Annotated in this window: 12 protein-coding genes; 10 read left to right on the top strand and 2 right to left on the bottom strand. The window is 54.9% G+C overall.

All coding sequences use genetic code 11. The features are described 5' to 3' along the window. Positions 1–1,204: 1,204 nt before the first annotated feature. The 10 genes from EDC27_RS16780 (at position 1,205) to EDC27_RS09280 (ending at position 18,978) form a co-directional block, all read left to right on the top strand. On the top strand, positions 1,205–1,336 hold the full coding sequence (locus EDC27_RS16780; RefSeq protein ID WP_281273138.1) for a hypothetical protein: 132 nt from the start codon (positions 1,205–1,207) through the stop codon (positions 1,334–1,336). Positions 1,337–1,801: 465 nt separating this feature from the next. After that, a complete protein-coding gene (gene brxF, locus EDC27_RS09320; RefSeq protein WP_123290545.1) occupies positions 1,802–2,386 on the top strand; it encodes a BREX-3 system P-loop-containing protein BrxF in 585 nt (194 codons plus the stop codon). 34 nt (positions 2,387–2,420) lie between these two features. Then, entirely contained in the window at positions 2,421–6,221 is a 3,801-nt protein-coding gene (locus EDC27_RS09315; protein WP_123290345.1) for a DUF6079 family protein, read from the top strand. A gap of 9 nt (positions 6,222–6,230) precedes the next feature. Further along, positions 6,231–7,904 (top strand): ATP-binding protein, encoded by a 1,674-nt coding sequence (locus tag EDC27_RS09310; protein WP_123290344.1) that lies wholly within the window; start codon positions 6,231–6,233, stop codon positions 7,902–7,904. 364 nt (positions 7,905–8,268) lie between these two features. Next, complete coding sequence (locus EDC27_RS09305; RefSeq protein ID WP_123290544.1) at positions 8,269–11,349, top strand: DNA methyltransferase; 3,081 nt, start codon at positions 8,269–8,271, stop codon at positions 11,347–11,349. Next, positions 11,346–12,695 (top strand): hypothetical protein, encoded by a 1,350-nt coding sequence (locus EDC27_RS09300; protein ID WP_123290343.1) that lies wholly within the window; start codon positions 11,346–11,348, stop codon positions 12,693–12,695. The genes EDC27_RS09305 and EDC27_RS09300 overlap by 4 nt, the downstream gene beginning before the upstream one ends. After that, the gene (locus tag EDC27_RS09295; RefSeq protein WP_123290342.1) at positions 12,683–15,691 is read left to right on the top strand and encodes a DEAD/DEAH box helicase; all 3,009 of its coding nucleotides are present in this window, start codon (positions 12,683–12,685) and stop codon (positions 15,689–15,691) included. The genes EDC27_RS09300 and EDC27_RS09295 overlap by 13 nt, the downstream gene beginning before the upstream one ends. Positions 15,692–15,843: 152 nt before the next feature. Continuing rightward, positions 15,844–16,098: a four helix bundle protein gene (locus EDC27_RS16905; protein ID WP_342778646.1), complete on the top strand. Its 255-nt coding sequence runs from the start codon at positions 15,844–15,846 to the stop codon at positions 16,096–16,098. Continuing rightward, the gene (gene pglZ / locus EDC27_RS09285) at positions 16,095–18,185 is read left to right on the top strand and encodes a BREX-3 system phosphatase PglZ (RefSeq protein ID WP_123290341.1); all 2,091 of its coding nucleotides are present in this window, start codon (positions 16,095–16,097) and stop codon (positions 18,183–18,185) included. Before EDC27_RS16905 ends, pglZ begins: the two co-directional genes overlap by 4 nt. Positions 18,186–18,216: 31 nt before the next feature. Further along, positions 18,217–18,978, top strand: coding sequence for a hypothetical protein (locus tag EDC27_RS09280; protein WP_123290340.1), 762 nt, complete (start codon positions 18,217–18,219; stop codon positions 18,976–18,978). 523 nt (positions 18,979–19,501) lie between these two features. Here the strand turns inward: EDC27_RS09280 and EDC27_RS09275 are convergent. Both EDC27_RS09275 and EDC27_RS09270 read right to left on the bottom strand, forming a co-directional pair. Continuing rightward, the gene (locus EDC27_RS09275; protein ID WP_123290339.1) at positions 19,502–19,822 is read right to left on the bottom strand and encodes a DDE-type integrase/transposase/recombinase; all 321 of its coding nucleotides are present in this window, start codon (positions 19,820–19,822) and stop codon (positions 19,502–19,504) included. 190 nt (positions 19,823–20,012) lie between these two features. Next, positions 20,013–20,279, bottom strand: a complete 267-nt coding sequence (locus tag EDC27_RS09270) for a hypothetical protein (protein ID WP_148045724.1) — start codon at positions 20,277–20,279, stop codon at positions 20,013–20,015. Positions 20,280–20,360: the final 81 nt, after the last annotated feature.

Genomic DNA, 20,360 nt, shown 5'->3' with positions numbered 1-20,360 from the left:
CTTCTCTCCCTCACAAATCGTCTACAGGATTCCGGACTCCCTTACTGCCCCAGCTGAGGCCATGGCTGCACATCATCGTGGTCTCCACCTCCTTGTGACCAAGAAGTTCCCGCACCACCCTGCTGTCGTTGACAGTTTCCAGCGGCCACGTGACGAACGCATGTGGAAAGGCCTGGCCTATGGGTATCCCGGACGCGCAGGGACCGACATTCTATCTGTCGTCGTCTTGGGCGGCCATGAGCCATTTATCGCCCGTCAAGTTCGCCAGATTGTCTTTCACTTCGTCGCGTGTGTGACGACGGCTAGGCGATAGGGTTTGCAGCCGATCGATCCATCGTGCTATGGCGCCGGTTCAACGACTGTAGGCCGCGTGGTTACCATCCAAATTGTTTCAGGAACGTCGACTCCTGTGTTGACGTACATGAGCACATGTACGCAGATGCCGCCGTCTTGTCAAGTTGCCATGTCGGTTTTTCAGGCCAAATCTCCTGAGCCCATTCGAAGCTTTCCTAAGGGTTGCCGTAGATGTGTCGGAAGGAAGCCTGTCCATTCATCCTGCGGGTTTTTGGGTTTCAATCGGCGGGCGAAAAATGCAACGCGACGCCACCAAACGAATTGTGGCGAAGAAACCTACGAACCGAATGGCACTCTTAAGTCTCGTAACATCCTGAACTGATTTCACAAAAAGTTGAGGTCTTTTTTGTTGCCCGTTTTTCAGTGCCGGAATCTGGGTGATATATTGGATATGTTTCTGTGTGATATCGTAATGATAGGGCCTGCCGCACTGATTCAAAGCTTCTCGTCGTTAAGCTGAGGGAGGAAACCTGGTTTGCCACAAGACCTCTTTGATTCGGCCGTTGAATCATTCCATCGGGTTGGACATCACCCAGAGCCACTTCAGCTGGCCGCGGTTTTTCCAAGTGGTTTTGTCAACAGGGTTCACTTTCATGCTACGGGCTTTGTCTCGAATCGGCCTGTTTGACATCATGCTCGCGAGCCACAACTACGATGGTTTTTTGGCCATTGACAATCTCTGGCACGCTCCAGCTTTGACGACTGGCCGTCCATCTTCCCTTTCGAACTATCAAGACCGCCCTTATTTCATCACACACACCCTTTTCCCTGACCAAACCCAGCCCTTGTAGGTGATCCAATCCCTTTGAGGGCCATTTTAAACTTTGTCATCTTTTTCAGGGCTTCCGGCATGGCGATCCCGCTGGTCGCGGTAGAGGACATCGTCGCCGCCAAAAACAACGATTCGATCGTGGACGCAGGGGCACAAGCGCGCGTGGCGGCCCGCATGTTCAATACCAAGCCACCCCCTCAGGCTCCATGAGCATGAAAATCTCTGGGCCTGGATTACCCAGGGCGGTAGGTCCCGCTGGACCTGCACGCCGTAATTCGATTTCATTCGGTCCACGGTGGAAAATAACGCGATAAACTGGATGACGATAAACCTCAAATTGTTATATTGTCCTGCTGTTTGTTCTCGTTTATTAGTCCGTTAACTTCCAAGAGTGGGACCGTAGGATACCGAACAGCCAAGGGAAAGAGTCGGTTTCAGGCATTCGATGGGGCCGAATGTGACCAGAATGGAATGGTGGTAGACGGATGGCTGCCGACAGGTAAGATGGCTCATCATCTCGTTATTGGCGGCGACATGGTTTAGTGATGGTTGAGTTAACGGCAACTGCCAGGCCACAAGGTCGGCCGGCTTTCCAAGTTCGAGAAGAAAGAAGTGGACGAGTGGGTAAGGCTGGCGGCGCTGGCCTCAAGGCGCATGGATCGAAGGAGGTCGCTCATGGCAGAATCACTCGCCGATCAAATCATAGAAAAAATTGGCCAGGCCGCGGAACTGTATTACAGGCTCGTTTTATTGGTCGCGCCTGCCGGTTCGGGAAAAACTGCCGTGCTGCGAGATGTTCATGAGCGCACGGGGTCACCCCTCATCAACGTCAATCTTGAACTTTCCCGGCGCATGCTCAATCTCACCGAGCGCCAGCGGGTTTTGCAGCTGCCCGGCCTCCTCGCGCAGATCGTGGCCGCATCTGAAGCCGACGTGGTTGCGCCGGAAAGGGAAGCGACGTGCCAGGCAGGCGTGGTTTTGCTGGACAACATTGAGCTGCTCTTTGACGTTTCGCTCAAGCAGGATCCGTTACGACTCCTTCAGGGATTGTCCCGGAACAAAACGGTGGTTGCGGCCTGGAGTGGCGAAATCAGAAACGAGCGACGAGGACTGAGGTCTGAGCTGGGAACACCCGACAACTCATCACGCATCACTCAGTCCTCATCACTCTACTTGGTCTATGCGACGCCGGACCACCCCGAATACCAAAGATATCCCCTACGAGATTTACTGGTCGTGAATCCGAAGGCCGATGCATAAAGGCAAGGAATGAAAGCGCAGGAGGGCCGTCGCAATGAAATACGGAGACCTGATCCAATTTGAGCCTATCGAGTCCGTGGTCCAGCTGCGGGACGCTGACGAGGCCGCTGCTGCCCGAAAGCTAGTCGAGACCTACGTCATCTCCTCAGAGATGGCCGAGAAGTTGGTCAGCTTGGTCTTTCCCCAGCTTCAGTTCGACCAGCCTACGGACAACAAGGGGCTGCTGGTCGTAGGCAACTACGGTACCGGAAAATCGCATCTCATGTCTGTGATCTCCGCCTTGGCCGAAGACACCGATCTAGCGAGGTATCTGAACGACGAAAGCGTGGCCAGCGCCGCGAGGAAAATCAGCGGACGGTTCAAGGTCGTCCGAAGCGAAATCGGTGCTACCCGCATGTCTTTGCGCGACATTATCGTGGCCGAACTGGAGGATCACCTGGCCGCAATGGGGGTGGCCTATTCCTTCCCACCTGCGGATAAGGTGACCAACAACAAGCTGTCCTTTGAAGAGATGATGACCGCCTTCCACCAGAAATATCCCGACCACGGGCTGCTTCTCGTGGTGGACGAACTGCTCGATTACCTCCGCACCCGCAAGGACCAAGATCTCATTCTCGATCTCAACTTCCTGCGCGAAATCGGCGAGGTCTGTAAGGATCTGCGCTTCCGCTTCATCGCCGGGGTCCAGGAAGCCATTTTTGACAGCCCACGTTTCTCCTTCGTTGCTGACAGCATTCGGCGGGTAAAAGACCGCTTCGAGCAAATCCTTATTGCCCGCAAGGATGTAAAGTTCGTGGTGGCCGAACGTCTACTTAAAAAGACCGCCGACCAGCAGGTGAAAATCCGGGAATACCTAACACCTTTCGCCAAGTTCTATGGCCGCATGAACGAGCGCATGGACGAATTCGTGCGGCTTTTTCCCGTGCATCCGGACTACATCGACGTTTTTGAGCAAATTCGAGCTGTCGAGAAACGAGAAGTTCTTAAGACCATCAGCCGAGAAATCAAGAAAATCCTTGAGTTGGAACTTCCAACCATCGACTCAGCATCTAGCGATCAGGCGTCATCATTTCATCCTCCAGGTCTTATTGCTTATGACAGCTACTGGACCACCCTGCGCGATAACGCATCTTTCCGCGCCGTTCCCGACATCAAGGCGGTTATTGATTGCAGCACGGTGCTGGAATCGCGCATTCAGCAGGCCTTTACCCGCCCGACATACAAGCCCATGGCGCTACGCATCATTCATGCGCTATCCGTCCATCGGCTCACGACGGGCAATATTGATGCCCCCCTGGGTGCGACGGCGGAGGAATTACGCGACGGCTTGTGCCTCTTCCAGCCGGGCATTGAGGAACTGGGCGGCGATCCGGCCGATGACCTCCTTTCCCAGGTGGAAACCGTCCTGCGGGAAATCCACAAGACGGTCAGCGGGCAGTTCATCTCGTCCAACCCGAACAACCGCCAGTATTACCTGGACCTCAAGAAGACCGACGATTTCGACGCGCTGATCGAGAAGCGGGCAGAAAGTCTCGACCCCTCACAGCTCGACCGTTACTATTACGAAGCCCTGAAGCGGGTCATGGAGTGCACCGACCAGACCTACGTCAGCGGCTACAAGATCTGGCAGCATGAACTGGAATGGCTGGAACGCAAGGCCGCACGCCAGGGATACCTTTTCTTCGGGGCGCCCAATGAACGCTCCACAGCGGTGCCGCCGCGGGATTTCTACCTCTATTTCATTCAACCCTTTGATGTACCGCATTTCAAGGATGAGAAAAAGGCGGATGAAGTGTTCTTTCGAATCAAGAGTCTTGACGATGAGTTCCGCACCGCGCTTCAAGGCTACGCCGCTGCCATGGAACTTGCATCCGTCGCTTCAGGTCACGCCAAGTCCACCTACGAGTCCAAGGCATCCAGCTTCCTTCGCGAGCTTGTGCAATGGCTCCAGAAGAACATGGCCACGGCCTTCGAGGTGACCTACCAGGGACGCACCAAGTCCCTCACAGAGTGGGCCAAGGGCAAGTCCATCCGGGAGCTTTCCGGCATCGGCCCCCACGAGCGCATCAACTTCCGAGACCTCGTGAACACCATCGCCGGGATTTGTCTCGGTCCGCACTTTGCAAATCAGGCTCCTGACTATCCCGTCTTCTCCATTTTGATCACCAGTGCAAATCGAAAGCAAGCTGCCCAAGATGCCCTCCGAGCCATTGCCAACATCAGCTCCCGCTCTCTCAGTCCTCAGTCCTCATCCGTCATCACGAAACAAGCCACCGCTGTGCTGGATGCCCTGGAGCTTCTCGACGGCGAGCGGCTCGATCCCTACCGGTCCAAGTACGCCAAGTACATTCTCGGTGTCGCCAAGAAAAAGGGCCACGGCCAGGTGGTCAACCGCTCCGAGCTGATCCAGGACGTTTTCGGCGTGGAATACCTCGCGCCGCAATCGCTCCGCCTCGAACTCGAATGGGCCGTGGTGGTGCTGGCCGCGCTGGTCTATGCCGGTGAGGTGGTCCTTTCCATCCCGGGAGAGAAGTTCGATGCCACGGGTCTAGCGCAACTGGCCGAAACCGCCATCGCCAACTTGATCCAGTTCAAACACATCGAGCGGCCCAAGGACTGGAATCTTCCGGCCCTCAAGGCGCTTTTCGAGCTACTTGGGCTTACGCCGGGAATGGCGCAACTGGTCACCCAGGGCAAACACGAGCCGGTTCAGCAGCTGCAGAAGAAAGTTGCCGAGTATGTCGGGGAGATCGTTCGAACGCAGCAGGCATTGAAAGACGGCCTGCCCTTCTGGGGACAGCGGCTTTTCAGTGACTCAGTCCTCAATACTCATCACTCATCGCTGCAAGGCTTGAAGGCGTTTCTTGAAAGCGTTCAAGCGTTCAATTCGCCCGGTAAGCTTAAGAACTTTCCCTATGATGCCTCGAAAGTGACCGCTCAGCGGAGTGGCCTCGAATCCCTTACCGAGATCAAGTCGCTCAAGGAACTGGTGGCGGACCTCGGGTCCACGGCCTTGTACCTATCCACCGCCGAGGCGGTCCTACCCTCCGACCACCAATGGATCCACGACATGAAAAAGGCACGGGACGAGATCCTCGCCCAGATCGGCGACCCGGCCAAACGGAGTGCGCCGGCATTCCGCCAGGAGACCCAGCGTAAGCTTACCGACCTCAAGAAGGCCTACCTGCAGGCTTACCTCTCCATGCACGCCAAAGCGCGTCTCGGCGTCAACGAGGACAAGCGCAAGGCTCAGCTCATGGGCGACAAGCGGCTCAAGGTGCTGCAGAAGCTTGCCACCATCGAGTTGCTGCCCCGCCAGGACCTCTCGGACTTCCAGAATCGGCTGGCCGGTTTGAAGAGCTGCTTCGCACTCACCGAGCAGGAACTGGAGGCATTGCCGGTCTGCCCGCACTGCCACTTCAAGCCGAGTTCGGAACCGTCCACGGCTCCCGCGGCAACGATCCTGGACACCCTGGACGGCGAGCTCGACAAGCTGGTCGACAGCTGGACCCAAACGCTGCTCACCAATCTCGACGACCCAACGACGAGGGAGCGCGTCAAGAGGGTGCTATCGCCTGACCGCAAGAAAATTGTCGAGGACTTTCTCAAGGCACGCTCGTTGCCTGAAGAAATTGATCACGGTTTTCTCGATGCCATCAAAGAAGCTCTTACTGATTTGGTCTTGGTTTCCGTTAAGACGGATGACTTGCGTGCAACCCTCGTCGCCGGGGGCTCACCAGTGACACTTGCGGTACTCAAGAAACGTTTCGAGGCGTTTCTTGAAAACCTGACCAAAGGCAAGGAGCCCGGCAAGGTGCGGATTATGCTGCAATAGGAAAACCCAATGGGTGCAACTGAACTTGAGATGAAAGCTCTTTTGGCCAAAGGAGAAACGATCACGGTCGAATTCAAGAGCGATCTCAAGGTCTTGCCGGATCGGGATCTCCTGGCCGCTGTCGTCGCCATGGCGAACACCAAAGGTGGTAGGGTTCTGCTGGGGGTCGAGGATGACGGCACCGTCACTGGAGTTCACCCGAACCATCAGAATACAGTCGGGCTGGCCGCGTTGATTGCGAATCGGACGAACCCTTCCGTGGCTGTCAAAGGGGAACTCATCGATTGGGGCGACAAGAAGATCCTCTCTATTCATGTGCCTAAATCCCGTTCCATCGTCTCCACGAGCGATGGGCTGGTGTTGCGCCGTCGTCTTCTGGCGTCCGGCAGGCCTGAAGCCGTACCCTTCTATCCCCACGAATTCATTCGACGCCAATCTGCTCTAGGACTCATAGATCCATCCGCCATCGCGCTGGTGGCACTCAGTGCTGAAGATTTGAACCCACTGGAGCGGCAGCGTTTACGCGAGGCTTTACGCCGTTACGGCGGCGATAGGACGCTGCTGCCATTGGCCGATGAGGAACTGGACGCTGCTCTTGGTCTTACAACCACCGTTGACGGGGTGCGACGGCCAACGGTGGCCGGTCTCTTACTCATGGGACGCGAAGAGCTGATCCGACAGCATCTTCCTGCACATGAAGTTGCTTTTCAGGTTCTGGAAGGCACGGACGTCCGTGTCAACGAGTTATTCCGCAAGCCATTCCTGCAAACCTTTAAAGAAGTCGAGGTGCTCTTCAAGGCCAGGGTGGTCGAAGAAGAGATTCAGGTAGGTCTCTTTCGTGTGCCCATTCCCAATTTCGACCGGCGCGCATTCCGGGAGGGATTCATCAACGCGTTGGTCCATTGCGATTATGCTTCCTTGGGAGCCGTACATGTCCGGTTGGATGATGATGGCCTGACTATGATCAATCCGGGTGGATTTGTGGAAGGTGTGACGATCCAGAACCTCTCAACTGTTCCACCCCGTTCTCGGAATCCCCTGCTGGCCGACATTTTCAAGCGAATCGGACTGGCCGAGCGTACCGGCCGCGGCATTGACCGGATTTATGAAGGCATGCTCCGCTACGGCCGACCGGCCCCTGACTACACCCAGTCGACCGCTTCATTGGTGGTGCTGCTATTGAGCCGGGCGGACGCGGACACCGCCTTTCTCAAAATGATTCTTTCCTACGAACAGCGAACCGGCGCTCCCATGCCCATTAACAGCCTGATTGTCCTTTCCCGGCTCCGTCAAGAACCGCGTCTGACGACCACCGACCTGGTCCAATACACCCAAAAATCTGAAATATCGACCCGGGCAACGCTGGAAAAACTGGTGGAGGCAGGGCTCGTGGACGCACAAGGAAGCAGCCGCGGGCGATCTTACATCTTGATCGTCAAAGTGTACAAGAAATCAGGCCAGAAGGCCTCCTATGTCCGCCAGGTGGAGTTCGACCCGATCCAGCAGGAACAGATGGTTCTGACCTACATTGATAAACACGGTTCCATCAAAAGGGCTGATGTCATGGAGTTGTGCAGGCTTTCCGGTCCACAAGCATATCACTTGCTTAACCGGCTGCGAAAACAAGGGAAAATCCTTAAGCACGGGGAAAAACGCCATGCTTTCTATACACGAAAATCGTGAGGCTATGCACATGTGCTATAAACGCTATACACGCGTGCATGCATCATAGGGACTGTGTCTGCGCGTTGGTCGCAAAGACGTGCGTGCTGGCATTTTGCGGGCGGAAAAAGGAGCGGCATGCACTGAGGTGAAGGACTGAGGAGCGAATAGGTCTGTGCCCCTCTCATATTGGGTGCATGATGCATTGGGAAGAGAAGTCAAAGATGCGAAGACAACGAATTCTTTTAACCCTGCACAACATGGTAAGATCTTGGAATTCCTGACAATGAGAAAATCAAAAGACATCGGCACGCAGCAGGAGTTGTTCACGACGGAGCTTATCCCCGGTAAGCCCGGTTCCGAAAACCTTTTTGAAGGGAAGTCCATGGGGGATGAGGGGCCCGTCGAATGCCTCGGCATAACGTTTCCAAACGATGAGGAGCGCCGGAAGCATTTCCTCGGCCTTCTGCGCGAGGCTTTACAGGAACTACGGGAAAAACTGTCTGTTCCCTTCACCGGTGTAGATGATACCTACAAGCGTTTAAAATCCCTTCACCATTGGCCGTTGGGTAACGATGAACAAATCCGAGGGCTTGCCCAGCGCATAGCCCGCGCCGCATCCGAAACCCGAGACTCGGAATCCGCAACCCGCGACCTTCTGGGCCTCTACAAGGACGAAGTCGGATTCCCCATCGGCTCGGACGAGGACATCCTGGCGCTTTCCGACCCGCCGTACTACACCGCGTGCCCGAACCCGTTCATTGCCGATTTCATCAAGCATTACGGCAAGCCCTATGACCCGAGCCAGCCTTACAGCCGCGAACCGTTCGCCGCGGATGTGAGCGAGGGCAAGAACGACCCGATCTACAACGCCCATGCCTACCACACCAAGGTGCCGCACAAGGCCATCATGCGATACATCCTCCATTACACGGAACCGGGGGATGTTGTCTTCGATGGATTCTGCGGAACAGGCATGACCGGCGTAGCGGCCCAGATGTGCGGCGACAGGGCGGCGGTCCAATCCCTCGGCTATAGGGTGGATAATGACGGCACCATCTACCAGCAGGAAACCGATGAAAAAGGCAAGCGTGTCTGGAAGCCCTTTTCCAAGCTCGGTGCCCGCCGCGCAATCCTCAATGACCTATCGCCTGCCGCCACCTTCATCGCCTACAACTACAACACCCCGGTGGATGTGAAGGCCTTTGAGAGAGAAGCCAAACGCATTCTCAAAGAGGTCGAGGACGAATGCGGCTGGATGTATCGGACGATCAGGACCGAGGTTGAAGCAGTGAGGACTGAGTCGCCGGAAACGTGGGCACAGAAAATCCAGGCATGTAGTACCATCGACGAGATCCGTTCCCTGCTCACTCCGCAGTCCTCAGCACGCAGCCCTATTCACTTTGCCCTAGGCAAAATCAACTACACCGTCTGGTCCGATGTCTTTGTCTGCCCCGAATGCATTAAAGAGGTCATCTTCTGGGAGGCGGCGGTGGACAAAAAGGCAGGCAAGGTCCACGATACGTTTTTCTGTCCCCACTGTCACGCCAGCCTCTCAAAGCGCACCATGGACCGCGCTTGGGTGACGAGATACGACAAAGCCATCGGCCAGACCGTTCGACAAGCCAAGCAGGTGCCGGTGCTCATCAACTACAGCGTAGGCAAGCAGCGGTTCCAGAAACTCCCCGACGCCTTTGACCTTGCACTCATCCAGAAGATCGAAGAACTGGACATCCCCTATTGGTTTCCCACAGACCGGATGCCGGATGGCGATGAATCACGTCGAAATGACAGTATCGGCATCACCCATGTGCACCATTTTTATACGAAGCGCAATTTGTGGGTGCTCGATGTTTTCTCACAACATTGTCTTAAAAGGTTATTACATGCCTTATGGGTTGTAACTGCATGCACGGAGGGCTCATCGTTGCTGAATCGTGAGCGCCCATTCGGACTTCCGAGTAAACTATCGGGTACTTTGTATGTAAGCTCTTTGGTAAGAGAAATTAATTCGTTGGCATTTCTGAAACGTAAAATCAAGAAATATACAACCCGCGGTTTAGTTTCGTATGTTGCGATAGCTTCAAGGTCATCGTCCTTTCTTGATGAGTCCGATTCATCTTTTGACTACATATTTACCGACCCCCCTTTCGGTGGGAACCTGATGTATTCGGAGCTTAACTTCATTTGGGAATCTTGGCTCAGGGTCTTTACCAACAACAAGCCCGAAGCTGTGGAGAACAAGGTTCAGGGTAAGGGTTTGGCCGAATACCAGCGCCTGATGACCGAATGCTTTAAGGAATTCTACCGGGTGCTGAAGCCGGGCCGCTGGATGACCGTAGAATTCCACAATTCAAAAAATGCCGTCTGGAACGCCATTCAAGAGGCGCTGCAAACGGCAGGGTTTGTCATTGCGGACGTCCGCACTTTGGATAAACAGCAGGGATCTTTTAAGCAGGTGACTTCGGCATCCGCCGTCAAGCAGGATCTAATCATCTCCTGCTACAAGCCCAACGGAGGGCTTGAGGAGCGGTTTAAACTCAAAGCGGGAACGGAGGAAGGCGTCTGGGACTTCATCCGTAATCATCTCAAGCAGCTCCCGGTGTTCGTCTCCAAGGATGGCAAGGCCGAAGTGGTTGCCGAGCGCCAGAACTATCTGCTTTTCGACCGCATGGTGGCCTTCCACGTTCAGCGCGGCGTCACCGTGCCTATGTCCGCAGCGGAGTTTTATGCCGGGCTTGCCCAGCGCTTTCCGGAACGGGACGGCATGTACTTCCTTCCTGAACAGGTGGCCGAATACGACAAAAAGCGCATGACGGTCCGCGAGGTTTTACAGCTCCAGCTTTTTGTCACGGATGAGTCGTCGGCCATCCAGTGGCTCAAGCAGCAGCTCACCAAGAAGCCCCAAACCTTCCAAGAAATTCACCCGAAGTTCCTAAAGGAAATCGGCGGCTGGCAGAAGCACGAGAAAACGCTGGAGCTTTCGGAACTGTTGCAGCAAAACTTCCTTCGCTATGATGGCAAGGGACCGATCCCCGCCCAGATCCTCTCGTGGATGAAACAGAGTGAGGAGATGCGCAAGCTCATCCAGCAGGAACTTGCAACTGGACGGGCGATGGAGGAAAAGGGCTCACTCAGCACTCAGTCCTCAGTCCTCATCACTCGCGCCAAGGACCGCTGGTACGTGCCCGATCCGAACAAGGCCGGCGACCTGGAGAAACTGCGCGAGCGCTCGTTGATCAAGGAATTTGAGGACTATCGGACGTCCAGCCAGAAGCGCCTAAAGGTGCTCCGTCTCGAGGCGGTTCGGGCTGGATTCAAAAAGGCCTGGCAGGAGCGCGACTACACGACAATTATCGCCGTGGCCCGCAAGATTCCCGACAAAATCCTCCAGGAAGACCCCAAGCTCCTCATGTGGTACGACCAAGCGTTAACCCGCTTGGGGGAGGAGGAGAGCCACAAATGAACACTGATAAACACAGATTAGAACCTGCATACGATTTTTCCAGTGGAGAATCGAGTGTGCTGCTTTATCAAGGCCAAGCAGAAATGCGCATCGAGGGGAATAACTATGCTGGTGATGGAGAGGTTCGTCTAGCCCTCCTGCCACGAGCAAATATCAATATATACGGATATTTCTCTGGTGTCTCTGGTGTGGGGGCAGTAGGTACCATTTTTAACGTAAAGGAAATATCAACATTTTCAATAAACGGCCGCCAGATAGAAGGATTTAGGATAGATAGCGGATTCAAAGTGGCTGAGCAGCAGTATAGAGTCAAATGGAGTCCTAAATTCGAACCGATAACGGGTGTTGGAGACGATTCAACATCAATAACTCGTGTTGTATTTCACCTGTTCAATTTCGTTGATCTGCTTGGAACTCGTAAGTCGACGCAACAGAGTAAAACGGCGATGCATACCATTTACCACGTAGATTTGGATTGCGATGACTGGAATGTTGAACTGAAATCTTTGCTTTCCACTCGCGAGAATTTCAAGAAGCTCAAGCAAGAAGGCGGATACCAACTCACGCATATTGGTGAAATCCAGAAAGCTGATCAAACTCCATTCACCGGTAGAGATGCGGATGGATGTCTGCACGCGTTACGTTTTTTTCTTTCCTTTGCCAAAGGTGGTTGGTGTGAACCAATCTGTGCCGTTGGATTCGATGCCTTTGGAAACCGAGTCTGGGAATCATGGTCGTCGCCGAGACACCCTTGGCAAAATTTTCTGTCATGGTTTAATCCACATCAAGGTTCGCAGTTATCCACGTTGTTTCCTGGTTTTATGAAACGATGGGCAAATGATGACTGGCGTGAAGCCTTACGCGAAGTCATTTATTGGTATTTAAATGCAAATGATTCCTCACGAGGGATAGATGCCGGGATTATTTTGACTCAAGCGGCAATTGAAAGGCTTTCTTATGAATATTCGGTAAAAGAAAAAAAGCTTCTCACCTCGAAGGGGTTCAAAGACCTTTGGGCTTCTGATAAATTTCGTTTGTTGTTCTCTTCCCTGAGAATCCCTCTTGACATACCTCCAGAGACTCCACGTCTGCAGAGCTTGGCTTCTGCGGGCCAAATGAATTGGTTAGATGCGCCTCATGCTCTGACAGAAATTCGAAATTCTCTCGTTCACCCTGAGCATAAGCGCCGATGTCAGCTTGAAACCGTTTACTATGAAGCTTGGAATTTGGGTTTGTGGTATTTAGAGATGAGTATCTTGGCTATTTGTGGTTACTCCGGGACTTATTGGAATAGGCTAAAACAACGCTGGGTCGGACAAACTGAGGTTGTTCCATGGAAGGAATGAATGCGGGGTGGTACTACAGCCCGGACCACGGGCAGGTTTGTCAGGTCATCGAAACCCAGACGCTCTGGGGCGAGACAACCTGCCGCGTCTGGCTGCCCGGCCGCGACTCCGTGGTCCGCATTTCGGCTTCAAGGCTTAAGCCCTTGGAAAACGCAGTCACCGGGTCGCCGAACGATATCGCCTACATCGCTGCTGCCGCACGGGTGGCCGATGTCCTGACCCAGGAGCTGTCTGCGTGCGGCGCACGGGCAGGCGTCTTGCTCGCGCCCATTGAGTCTGCCGTCATCCCGCTGCCGCACCAGATCCGGGCCCTGTCCCGAGCCATGAGCGGCGACCGGGTGCGCTATCTCCTGGCGGACGAGGTCGGCCTGGGTAAGACCATCGAGGCCGGCCTCATTCTGCGGGAACTCAAACTTCGCGGGCTGGTCAAGCGGACGCTGGTCATCGCCCCAAAAGGATTGGTCACCCAGTGGATTGCCGAGATGGCCACTCACTTTGGAGAACAGTTTTACGCCGTTCTTTCTGATGATTATCGGACCCTAAAGCAAATTTCGGCCATCCACCGGACTGAGGGACAAGGACTGAGGACTGACAATGAACGGGGCAACTCAGTTCTCAGCACTCCGTCCATAGCACTTCACCGCGACACAGGAAATCCTTTCCAGATGCTGGACCAAGTCGTGGTTTCCATGGATTCCGTCAAACCGACCACAAGAAGCGGCGGCGCAGCGGCACGCGAACGGTTCGAGGACCTGATCTCCGCCGGCTGGGACTTGGTCATTGTGGACGAAGCACACCGTCTTGGCGGTAGCACCGATCAAGTGGCCCGATTCAAGTTGGGTCAGGGCCTCTCCGAGGCGGCGCCATATTTGTTGCTGCTTTCGGCCACTCCGCACCAGGGTAAAACCGACGCCTTTCATCGGTTGGTTTCCTTGCTCGACGCCCAGGAGTTTCCGGACGTGGCCAGCGTGACACGGGACCGAGTTCAACCCTATGTGATCCGGACTGAAAAACGCCGCGCCATCGATGCCGAAGGAAAGCCTTTGTTCAAACCGAGGCGCACTCAGCTTGCACCGGTCTCCTGGAAAGAGCGGCATCGCTATCAGCAGCTTCTCTACGAAGCGGTCACCGAGTATGTTCGGGAAGGTTACAACCAGGCCATTCGAGAGAAGCGTAGCTACATCGGCTTTCTGATGATCCTGATGCAGCGCCTGGTGGTCTCCAGCACAAGCGCAATCAAGACGGCGCTGGAGCGCCGCCTCGCTGTTCTAAGCAATAAAGACGCAGGACTGAGCCAAAGGTCATGGTTTAACGACGACTCTTTCGGTCAGTCCTCAGCCCTCAGTCCTGAAGACTTCTACGACTTGGACGGCCAGGAGCAAGTCGACGTGCTGCTCCGCACACGCCTGAAGGCGCTCAAGAACGAGCGCGCCGAGGTCAAGCTGCTCTTGGATGCCGCGGCCTTTTGTGAGCAGTGTGGCCCGGATGCCAAAGCCGAGGCGCTGCTCGAGTGGCTCTACCGCCTCCAGTCCGAAGAGAGCGATCCGGAGCTTAAGGTGCTGGTGTTTACCGAGTTTGTTCCCACCCAGGAAATGCTGCGTCAGTTCCTGATCGATCGCGGATTTTCGGTTGTCTGCCTAAACGGATCCATGGACATGGAAGCGCGGAAGCGAGTCCAGGATGCATTCGCCAAGGATGCCCGCATTCTCATCTCCACCGACGCCGGCGGGGAAGGTTTAAACCTCCAGTTCTGTCACGTGGTGATCAACTACGACATTCCCTGGAACCCGATGCGCCTCGAACAGCGGATTGGCCGGGTGGATCGTATTGGCCAGACTCATGAGGTGCGCGCGGTGAACTTCGTCTTCGAGAATTCAGTTGAGCACCGGATCCTTGAGGTACTGGAAGAAAAGCTTGCTGTAATTTTCGAGGAGTTCGGCATTGATAAGACCGGCGACGTCCTCGACTCGGCCCAGGCGGGCCACATGTTCGACGAGATGTACCTAGAGGCGATTCTCAACCCCGAAAAGGTGGAGGAATCTGTGGAGAGCGTGGTTGCCCACTTACAGGAGCAGGCTCGCCAGGCGCGCACGGCCGCATCCATCCTTGGCGCGACCGAGGATTTGCAGCCTGGAGAAGCTCAGCGACTGCTGAGCCACCCCTTGCCCTACTGGATCGAAACCATGACAGTGTCATGGCTTCGATCCAGGGGTGATGCGTTACGAGGCCTGAGGACTGAGTCGGGAAAAGCAAAAACAGGAGCGGAGGTCATCGCAAGAGATGGCAAACACACTATTTGGCGCCTTACCTGGCCTGATGGTCACGTCGCAGAGGGTGCTTTCACTCATCCCTCATCACTCAGTCGTCATGCCTCCATTCTAGGTCTCGATGACCCACGCATTCGCGCTTTGACCATGCGGCTCCCGCGTTTTACGCCGGGGCAGCCCATCCCCGTCGTCTCAATCCCCGGGATTCCTTCAGAAATCACCGGCTACTGGTCGCTCTGGCAGATTTCCATCCTTTATGATTCAGCGCTCCGTTCTCAACACTCAGCACTCACGCGCGAAAGGCGCATGCTGCCTCTCTTCCTGGCCGATAACGGCAGGGTCTACATGCCGACGGCCAGACACATCTGGGATCAACTTTTGGCGGAAAACATAAAGATACGGTCTTTTCTTGACCCTGAGGTATCCCACTCCACTTTCAAAAAACTGCAAAACGCTGCGGAAGAGCACGGGAAGCCCGTTTACGAAGCGCTTGTGCAAGAGTACCTGGGCCGCATTGCACGCGAGCGCGAGAGGGCTGACTATGCCTTTGCCGCGCGCCGCAGGACCGCCCAGCGGATTGGTCTGCCCCAGGTCCGTAATTATCGCTTGAACCTCCTCGCGCAAGAGGAGCGGAGTTTCCACGAGCAGCTCGATCAAAAGGCCCATGCCTTGCCCGAGCTTTCGCCGCTCATTGTCATTCGCGTTGAAAGCTCGGGCTCATATGAGTGATGAAGACTGAGGAATAAGGACTGAGGGATGAGTAACAGAATTGATGAGTCTGGGGATTTGATTGTTTGGGAGAAGGCTAAGGAATTGAGCGGGCCATCTATGAGGCAACGCGGTAGGGTTCGTTTGCCAAAGATTTCGGATTGAGTGGGCAGATGCAACGCGCAGCCGTGTCTATCGTGTCGAACATTTCAAAAGGATTTGAACGAGGTCATCCAAGAGAGCTTCACCATTCGCTTTCTATCGCCAAGGCATCATGCGCAGAAGTGCCATTGCAACGCCGTGTTGCCGTGGATGCTGGATATCTTGACGAAGCCAACTTTCAATCGCTCATGCGGTCGGCCAAGAAAATCGGAAAAATCATTGGCGGTCTGCGGGTGTCCGTCGAACGGAGGCGGAAGGCACCATGAGCTCCGACATCACTCCGTCCTCATCGCCTGCCGCAGAATCATGGCGAAGCCATATTTTACGGGAGTTTACCCCGAAGGTCGCCCGACTCACCCTGGTGGCCGACCCAGACGAATTGTTAACTGAAGAGACAATGTTCGTAACTCTTCGTGAAAGAGGATTCGATCTGATTCGGTTTGAGGATCCCATCGAATTTCGATATGCGTACGAATCACGTTACCGTTCAAAATGGGACCGTTTTTTAGATAGTAGAGATCTTGTTGTCATCCTTAGCACGCAGTCCTCATCACTCATCACTCTTCCTTACGATCTTCTGCAAGCCGGTCGAAAACTCTCCTTTAACCTAGGCGACATCTTCCCTAACCTCAGTTACCCTGTTGTGGCCGTTCTGGACCGAGGGGACCTCGATGTCCTATATGAAGCGCAGAAAAAACATGCCCCTGGCCAGTTGGGCGACAACGCGACCAAGGATTTCGTCCTTCGCCACGTCTTTGAAATCGCGCCCGAGTTGGTCAAACAACCATCGGACCTCTTGCGGGTCCTGCTGCGCCTTCACTACCGCGGACAGAGGATCCCGGCTGGCCTTGTCAAACGATTCATCCAGCTACTGCGACAGAACAATGCCTTCGGCGATTGGCCTCTTGACACGCTCGTTGCAGACCGGGAGGCATTCTTCGCGTTCCTTCAGGAACGCTGGCCGATCTTCCTTGACCGTGTAGCAGCCAAAGAGACATCCGGCCTGCCTTTGAATGCCTCGGCGCAGGGAGGCGTTTGTGAGGACGGCATGCCCTACGGTTTGTCCATTAAGGGCCCCATCGAACTTCCCTTCGACCACCATGACATTCGAGTCTACATAGACAACCTGTTCGTCGAGGGACTTCTGCACTGCGTTCCACACGATCATGCAGACGCCCTTTCCAAAACCTGGGTGGGAATCGGCGTTCGAACTGCCCCAATCCAGGACAGATCTCGTCGCCTGAGCAAGCTCATCGACAGCCTAGAGGCATCTATTCCGGCCGAGGATGCTAAGCACACGGAGTGGTTCCACTTTGCCCGCGGATGGGCAGAACTTAAGGTGATGAGTAGTGACGAGGACTGGGGGCTGAGTGAAGCAGGATTACCAAAGATAAAGGAACTTACCCAAAAGGTCGATGAGCGCTTCATGGCCTGGACTCAAAGACGTTATGCAGGACTCATCCAGTTGCCACCGAACCCACCGGTCATGCTCCACCATGTCCCGCGCTTTCTGGCCAACTCAATATCCAGTCCCCATCACTCATCGCCCGAACCAAAGCTCGCTTTGGTCGTGATCGACGGCCTTGCCATGGACCAATGGCTGGTGGTCCGGGAAGCACTTGCCTCCAAACAGCCCGGACTGCGATTCCGGGAGCAGGCGGTCTTTGCCTGGATTCCTTCGCTCACCTCCGTTTCGCGCCAAGCAACCTTTGCCGGCAAGGCTCCCATCTTTTTCCCGAACAGTATCCACACCACGGACAAGGAACCCGCTCTCTGGGCGCAGTTCTGGGCGGACCAGGGACTTACGGCCAACGAGGTCGTGTATCTCAAGGGCTTGGGCGACGGCAGTTTAGAAGTCGTTTCTGAGGCACTTTCACATCCCAAGGCAAGGGTCGCCGGGCTGGTTGTGGACAAGGTCGACAAAATCCTGCACGGGATGCAAATGGGCACCGCCGGCATGCACAACCAGGTGTCCCAGTGGGCCAAACAGCCGTACCTGAACACACTGCTCAATCTGCTCTTGGATCGAGGCTTCCGTATCTTTCTGACTTCTGATCATGGAAACGTGGAGGCGGAAGGTTGCGGCCGTCCATCTGAAGGGGCTGCGGCGGACCTGCGCGGCGAACGAGTCCGCGTCTATACTGACGCCGCCCTTCGTGGAGAAGTGAAACAAAAATTTCCGGATGCGATGGAATGGAACCCCGTTGGTCTACCGGAGGACTACCTCGCCCTACTGGCTCCTGCTCGAAAAGCGTTCGTTCAAGAAATGCAGCGGACTGTGTGTCACGGCGGCATTTCGGTGGAGGAATTGATCGTGCCTTTGGTTGAGATCGAGAGGAGGACTGAGTGTTGAACGGTGAGGACTCACGGGTGAGAGATAGTGCATGATAGACAGAAGAGAGGTGATCGGATTCAGTCAGCGGGTGCGACTTGAATGGTTTGAGCAGACGGCCAATCTCGTCTTTGCGGGTCATGACAAGGCTGCGATCAACGAAGCCTTGCAAGAGCTGCTGAAGGACAAGGTGTCTGTTGGGGGCAATGCAAAAGGATGCAATCGAAATAAGGTTATCAGTATTTTGCGCAGGGTTTGGGTATCGCCTCCAGATGAAATCATTCCCTTACGTGACGATGGCCTTGCATTTCTATCCACTCAGTGCTCATCGCTTAGCCCTCATCAGCTAAGCGTCGCGCTCCACTGGGGGCTCGTCATGGCCGTCTATCCGTTCTGGTCGAGTGTAGCCACCCAGACCGGCCGTCTCCTGAGACTGCAGGGTTTTGCTGCGGCGGCACAGGTCCAGCGCCGGGTCCGCGAACAATACGGCGAGCGGGAGACCGTTTTCCGAGCAACCCGCCGTGTGCTCCGTTCGTACCTAGACTGGGGCGTGCTTCAGAAGACTGGGACAAAAGGGGTCTACGCCGCCGGGACGACTATTGCCATTGATGATTTTCGACTGGTTGCCTGGCTGGCCGAAGCATCCCTTCACGCCCGACCCAATGGCGCGGCCCCATTGCGAGAATTGATCGACAGCCCGAGCCTCTTCCCGTTTCGGATTAAGCCGGTACAAGCTGAAATCATAGAAGCCGCTTCCACCCGGCTCGACATTTTCCGCCACGGGCTGGATGACGACCTTGTCATGCTGCGGTAACAGACGAGAACTTACGTGCGCCATGACGACAGAAAAAGGTTTTACCGGTGAAAACCGGATGTCCTATTAATGTGTCGTCTGAACCTTCATATAAAGATGCCTAAGTACGCATGCATGGCATTTTCTTCAAAGTCCCATATCCCGGCCATCGCCCACCTCTGGCACTTCGTGCATTTTCCACTTCTGTCAGTTATACTTTTTCTGCCAAGGGCGCGGCGCAATGTAACCTTTTGTCATGACCCTAGGAATCAAGACCAAAATTTGCGCTATGGTGTGCGCGGTGTTCACGGCTTGTCTGTCCGGATCAAGAGCAACGAGGCCATAAGGGCAGGTACGGGGGGCTGCCCCTACGCTAGGCATCCGTGCCGATTGCCAGGAAATCCGGCCGTTCGGCGGCGTCATGACCCCCAAGAATCAAGACGGCGCAGACTCTAAGCACGCGCCAGCTCGAGATAACGTTTGGATGTGAAGACGAGCCCGTTGTCACTCCTCAGGGCAGCCCCCGGGAGGTGGCTTTATTCTGTTAAGGTGGCAAATGAGCGCATTCTCCAAAGCCCCTTTTCGCCACCTTGGCGTTTTGTCGCCGGCTGATACGATAGCCCACAATCTCCCGGTTCCAACAGTCGATCACCGCAAGCACATGACACCACCCGGAATTCAAGCAGAAAAAGTGGGTCATATCCGTTGCCCAACGCTCATGGGGTCCTTCATCCACCGAGGCTTTCTTTTGAACACGAGGCCGCATGCCTCGATGGCGTTGAGACAAGGTCCAACCATTGCGCGGTGTGATTCTTCGATGGGCCTTGTTCTTGTTGACAATCAGGCCCATATGCCAGCGAAGCATCACAGTGATCCTTCGATAGCCATAATGTGGATAACACCGAATAAGCTGATAAGTGGCTTGTTCCGCCTGCCGATCAACCCCGCGGGCTTGCGCCTTCGAGGCTTGCAGAGAAGCGTCGACCAACAAAGACCTAGCCGGTCGGCAACCTTACCCAACCTCACTTTATGCCCCTGGGCTTCTAGCTCCGTTCTCAATCGTAAAACGAGCTCTCTTCCTCGCTGAGAATAGCCTCGGCTTTTTTTAAAACCTCGATCTGAAGCACCAGTTCACCAATCTTTTCACGGTGCCGCTTCAGCTCCTTCTGGTAGACCGCTTCCACGGATTTCGGATTGACCTTGAGAGCCGGCGTCCCGAAGGCAATGAAGGTATCGATCCATTGCTGGATCTCGCCTTCTAGGACATCGTGCTCCCGTGCCATGTCCAGGATGGTTGTGTGGCCTTCGAGAATTTCCGGCACGCTTCCGCTTTGACGATTCGCCATCCACGTTTGGCTTCAAATTGGTTTAACCACTCTTCCATCACACATCTCCTTTTGCTG

It is taken from the genome of Desulfosoma caldarium (genome assembly GCF_003751385.1).
In the GTDB taxonomy this organism is placed as follows: domain Bacteria; phylum Desulfobacterota; class Syntrophobacteria; order Syntrophobacterales; family DSM-9756; genus Desulfosoma; species Desulfosoma caldarium.
Note: the sequence above shows the minus strand (reverse complement) of the source record. Positions and strands in the feature narration are given on the sequence as shown.

Coding starts and splice junctions, on each gene's coding strand:
- EDC27_RS16780 (WP_281273138.1), top strand. CDS start 1,205: ATGGCGATCCCGCTGGTCGCGGTAGAGGACATCGTCGCCGCCAAAAAC.
- brxF (WP_123290545.1), top strand. CDS start 1,802: ATGGCAGAATCACTCGCCGATCAAATCATAGAAAAAATTGGCCAGGCC.
- EDC27_RS09315 (WP_123290345.1), top strand. CDS start 2,421: ATGAAATACGGAGACCTGATCCAATTTGAGCCTATCGAGTCCGTGGTC.
- EDC27_RS09310 (WP_123290344.1), top strand. CDS start 6,231: ATGGGTGCAACTGAACTTGAGATGAAAGCTCTTTTGGCCAAAGGAGAA.
- EDC27_RS09305 (WP_123290544.1), top strand. CDS start 8,269: ATGGGGGATGAGGGGCCCGTCGAATGCCTCGGCATAACGTTTCCAAAC.
- EDC27_RS09300 (WP_123290343.1), top strand. CDS start 11,346: ATGAACACTGATAAACACAGATTAGAACCTGCATACGATTTTTCCAGT.
- EDC27_RS09295 (WP_123290342.1), top strand. CDS start 12,683: ATGGAAGGAATGAATGCGGGGTGGTACTACAGCCCGGACCACGGGCAG.
- EDC27_RS16905 (WP_342778646.1), top strand. CDS start 15,844: ATGCAACGCGCAGCCGTGTCTATCGTGTCGAACATTTCAAAAGGATTT.
- pglZ (WP_123290341.1), top strand. CDS start 16,095: ATGAGCTCCGACATCACTCCGTCCTCATCGCCTGCCGCAGAATCATGG.
- EDC27_RS09280 (WP_123290340.1), top strand. CDS start 18,217: ATGATAGACAGAAGAGAGGTGATCGGATTCAGTCAGCGGGTGCGACTT.
- EDC27_RS09275 (WP_123290339.1), bottom strand. CDS start 19,822: ATGCTTCGCTGGCATATGGGCCTGATTGTCAACAAGAACAAGGCCCAT.